This is a genomic window from Rhizobium lentis (genome assembly GCF_014200175.1).
Taxonomy (GTDB): domain Bacteria; phylum Pseudomonadota; class Alphaproteobacteria; order Rhizobiales; family Rhizobiaceae; genus Rhizobium; species Rhizobium mulingense.
Map to the genome: position 1 here is coordinate 1 of NZ_JACHBD010000036.1, position 3,488 is coordinate 3,488.

Consider the following 3,488-nt stretch of genomic DNA (forward strand, 5'->3'; position numbering starts at 1 on the left):
GAAAGCGGTGTTCTCCTGCCATATTGACCAAGTGCGGTAGGCGATTCTGAGAGCTACCGCCTGCGGCATTGATGGCAGGAATGCGCCAATTGCAGACGTTTCTCATTCTTTGTAAACCTCCTCGCAAGAGGACACGCGTGACATCGATCGCGAACAGATTTTTGCGAAGACACCTTTGAGGGAACTAAGTCGAATGGCAAATTTTCGCGATCTTGAGCGGCTGGGCACTCGGAGCGATGACACTGTATTGTTCGGCGTCGGTTGGCTTAGTCGAGATATGAAGTATGCGACGGGAGAGGTTGCACCGAACTTCTACGAGAAGCTGACCGAGCTGTGCCGAAACCCCTGGCAACCTTTTGCAACCGTCGGATTTCATAGTTGCGATCTTTGCCAATATGATGGCGTACCTTTCAAAGGTGAACTGTACATCCCTGGCCAAGGCCGCATTTATGTTTCCCCAGTGGGGGTCGCTCACTACATCGCCACGCATTGGTACAGCCCGCCCGCGGTTTTCGTCCAAGCCGTCCTTGACTGTCCACCAATGCAAAGCATGGACTATAAGAAAAAGTTGCTGGCAAACGGGGGGCGAGGTTTAACGCGAGCTTTCAACGAGCCCTCGCAGCCAATCTGATTTTACGATTGCCTCAAGACCGCTTCGGGCCGGGTAGCGACGTATGCGGGAGTTCGTCTAACGATACTGGGGTGGCAGCAGCGGTCACGCCTCCTGATTTGGTTCCCGCATGCGCTTTTCCCATTCCGCATTTTCCTGAACGTAGGCCGCCACGACTTCGTAGATAAGATCGCCTTCCAAGACATCCTCGTTTCCAACGAAACGAGACATTTCGACATGGCCGTCTTCAAATATCGAAAGCTCGATGCGCTCACCTACAAGGGTCGCATGCACATCAATCGTATCCTCGCGATATCTATTGAGCATATAGCGGATACCGGCTTCATCGAAGAGCCGCAAAATTCTGAAAATCGGCGATGTCATGGGGCTCGCCTTTCTGTCTCTCATAGAGTCACGCGGATAAGCGTATCCCGACAGCAGATGTCTGCAAAGGGCAGATTGAGGGGTAGTTCCACGGCAAGAGACCTTCAATGTGGCTCTGCTTGTAACCATTAACGATGGCGGCGAGCGTCCTAGCCAGGTAGCCGAATGGATCGACAGCATTGAGCTTGCAGGTCTCTATGAGGGAGGCGATGGCCGCCCAGTTCTCCGCTCCGGCGTCGTGCCCGGCGAAGAGAGCATTCTTACGGTTCAGGGCTATCGGTCTGATGGTTCTCTCGACGGTGTTGTTGTCGATCTCGATGCGACCGTCAGTCAGGAAGACGCAGAGCCCATCCCAGAATTTGGCGACATAGGCGAGAGCTTCGCCGAGCGGCGACTTGCCAGCGACACGGGCACGATGATGCGTGAGCCAGGTCCGCATGTCTGCGATCAAAGGCGCTGACCGTGCTTGCCTTCCGGCCAACCGAGCTTCAAGGTCAAGGCCGCGCAGCTCGGCTTCGATGCGATATAGTTCACCGATCCGCTTCACGCCTTCCTCTGCAATCGGCGCGGAGCCAGTGCGGGTGATCTCGACCAGCTTGCGCCGTGCATGCGCCCAGCAATAGGCAAGCCGGATGTCAGGACCGACGCGGTCCGGTGCGACCAGCCGATTATATCCGGCGTAGCCGTCGACCTGAAGGACGCCCGTGAACCCTTGCAATATCTGCTCGGCATGCTGCCCGCTTCGACCGGGGGCATAGGTGAAGGCGACGCCTGGCGGCGCACCTCCGCCCCAAGGTCGGTCATCGCGAGCCAGGGCCCAGAAATATCCGGTCTTGGTTTTGCGGGAGCCGGGATCGAGGACCGGCGCACGAGTCTCGTCCATGAACAGCTTCGTCGAGCGCTTCAGGTCGGCGATCAGAGCATGAAAGACCGGACGCAGTTCGAACGCTGCCCGGCCGACCCAATCGGCAAGCGTGGAACGGTCGAGATCGATGCCCTGTCGGCTCATGATCTGGGCCTGGCGGTAGAGCGGCAGATGATCGGCGTACTTCGACACCAGGACATGCGCTATAGTCGCCTCGGTCGGCAATCCGGCGTGGATCAGTCGGGTAGGTGCTGGTGCCTGCGCTACGCCGTCGGTGCAGGAACGGCAGGCATATTTGGGACGGCGGGTGACGATGACACGGTACTGCGCCGGAATGACATCCAGCCGCTCGGACACGTCCTCGCCGATGCAATGCAGGCCGCCGCCACAGGAGCAGATTAGGCTTTCCGGCTCCATAATCTCCTCGACACGAGGAAGGTGGGCAGGAAGAGAGCCGCGATTGGCGGCGCGTGGTTTGGGGTGCTGTTTACCCAAAGGGCTATCGGCCTCGTCTTCGGCATGGACGGCCGCAATGGCCGTTTCCAGGTCCTCCAGTGCGAGATCGAATTGCTCGGTATCGGCCTTCTCGGATTTGCGGCCAAAGGCCGCCTGCTTGAAAGCGGCGACCAGCTTCTCCAGCCGTTCGATCCGATCATCCTTGCGGACTTCACGCGCTTGCGCCGCGATCAGCATCGCCTTCAGAGCAGCAATATCGTCCGGCAAATCGGCAGCGTCCAACATGGTGGAAATCTATCAAATTCCGGCTCCGCTCTCCGTCAAAATTTGCCGCCCGAGTCATCGTGACGCACCTATTCGATGGCGTTAGGCGCTCTCGCCTCAACGGAACGGACCCGACGCCAGTCGAGCCCCGCAAACAACGCCTCGAACTGGGCATGTCCCAGGGTCATCAGGCCGTCCCGGATATCTGGCCAAGTAAAGGTGTGCTCCTCCAGCCGCTTGTAGGCCATCACCAGCCCGCTGCCATCCCAGTAGATTAGCTTTAACCGGTCCGCCTTGCGTGACCGGAATACGAAGACGGTCCCTGTAAATGGGTCCTTGTGCAGCTCGTTCTTTACCAGCGCAGCTAATCCATCATGGCCTTTGCGGAAGTCGACCGGCTTGGTCGCGACCATGATCCGAACTCGGTTCGATGGAAAGATCATGCCGGAACCGCGCAGGCACGCGCGACAGCGGCGATCCGGGCAGCAGACGCGCCTTCTTCCAGACGTATAGTGACAGCGCCGACGATGATCTCAGGGCGGCTGGTCTTTTTGATCGGCAGTTCCGAGACTGGCGGATCGACGATGACCGCTGCGAACTCCACCGCGTCCTCGGGCGCGGGCAGAACCAGCTTGCCTTGCCGCGCCATCGTGCGCCAAGTTGAAAGGCGGTTCGCCCGCAATCCATAGCGCTCGGCGACCTCATTCACCATCGCGCCGGGTCTCAAGCTTTCCGAAACGATCTGCGCCTTGACCTCATCAGGCCAATGACGGTGGACCTCACGTCCAGGCTTCCTGGTTGTGAGAACCTCCACTGTAGTCTCCATGGAGAAACTCCCTTTGTTCATCCATGGAAAGCCGATCACAGATCAGGGCAGGAAGGACAACGTGGGAGTGGAACATCGGTTAC

Annotated in this window: 5 protein-coding genes; 1 reads left to right on the forward strand and 4 read right to left on the reverse strand. The window is 58.5% G+C overall.

Going from position 1 to position 3,488, the window contains the following annotated elements; all coding sequences use genetic code 11:
• The first annotated feature begins 193 nt into the window (after nt 1–193).
• Nucleotides 194–631, forward strand: a complete 438-nt coding sequence (locus GGI60_RS31525; RefSeq protein ID WP_183920484.1) for a hypothetical protein — start codon at nt 194–196, stop codon at nt 629–631.
• An 84-nt stretch (nt 632–715) separates the two neighbouring features.
• Here GGI60_RS31525 and GGI60_RS31530 read toward each other — a convergent pair whose 3' ends face one another.
• The 4 genes from GGI60_RS31530 to GGI60_RS31545 all read right to left on the reverse strand — a co-directional run bounded on the left by GGI60_RS31530 (nt 716) and on the right by GGI60_RS31545 (nt 3,426).
• Nucleotides 716–994 carry a hypothetical protein gene (locus GGI60_RS31530; RefSeq protein ID WP_183920486.1) on the reverse strand — a complete coding sequence of 93 codons (279 nt, stop codon included), beginning with the start codon at nt 992–994 and terminating at the stop codon, nt 716–718.
• A gap of 28 nt (nt 995–1,022) precedes the next feature.
• Complete coding sequence (gene tnpC / locus GGI60_RS31535; protein WP_183920493.1) at nt 1,023–2,600, reverse strand: IS66 family transposase; 1,578 nt, start codon at nt 2,598–2,600, stop codon at nt 1,023–1,025.
• Nucleotides 2,601–2,668: 68 nt separating this feature from the next.
• Nucleotides 2,669–3,022 carry an IS66 family insertion sequence element accessory protein TnpB gene (tnpB, locus tag GGI60_RS31540; RefSeq protein ID WP_183920495.1) on the reverse strand — a complete coding sequence of 118 codons (354 nt, stop codon included), beginning with the start codon at nt 3,020–3,022 and terminating at the stop codon, nt 2,669–2,671.
• Nucleotides 3,019–3,426 (reverse strand): transposase, encoded by a 408-nt coding sequence (locus GGI60_RS31545; RefSeq protein ID WP_210314646.1) that lies wholly within the window; start codon nt 3,424–3,426, stop codon nt 3,019–3,021. Before GGI60_RS31545 ends, tnpB begins: the two co-directional genes overlap by 4 nt.
• Between the last annotated feature and the right edge of the window lie 62 nt (nt 3,427–3,488).

Coding starts and splice junctions, on each gene's coding strand:
- GGI60_RS31545 (WP_210314646.1), bottom strand. CDS start 3,426: ATGAACAAAGGGAGTTTCTCCATGGAGACTACAGTGGAGGTTCTCACA.
- GGI60_RS31530 (WP_183920486.1), bottom strand. CDS start 994: ATGACATCGCCGATTTTCAGAATTTTGCGGCTCTTCGATGAAGCCGGT.
- tnpC (WP_183920493.1), bottom strand. CDS start 2,600: ATGTTGGACGCTGCCGATTTGCCGGACGATATTGCTGCTCTGAAGGCG.
- tnpB (WP_183920495.1), bottom strand. CDS start 3,022: ATGATCTTTCCATCGAACCGAGTTCGGATCATGGTCGCGACCAAGCCG.
- GGI60_RS31525 (WP_183920484.1), top strand. CDS start 194: ATGGCAAATTTTCGCGATCTTGAGCGGCTGGGCACTCGGAGCGATGAC.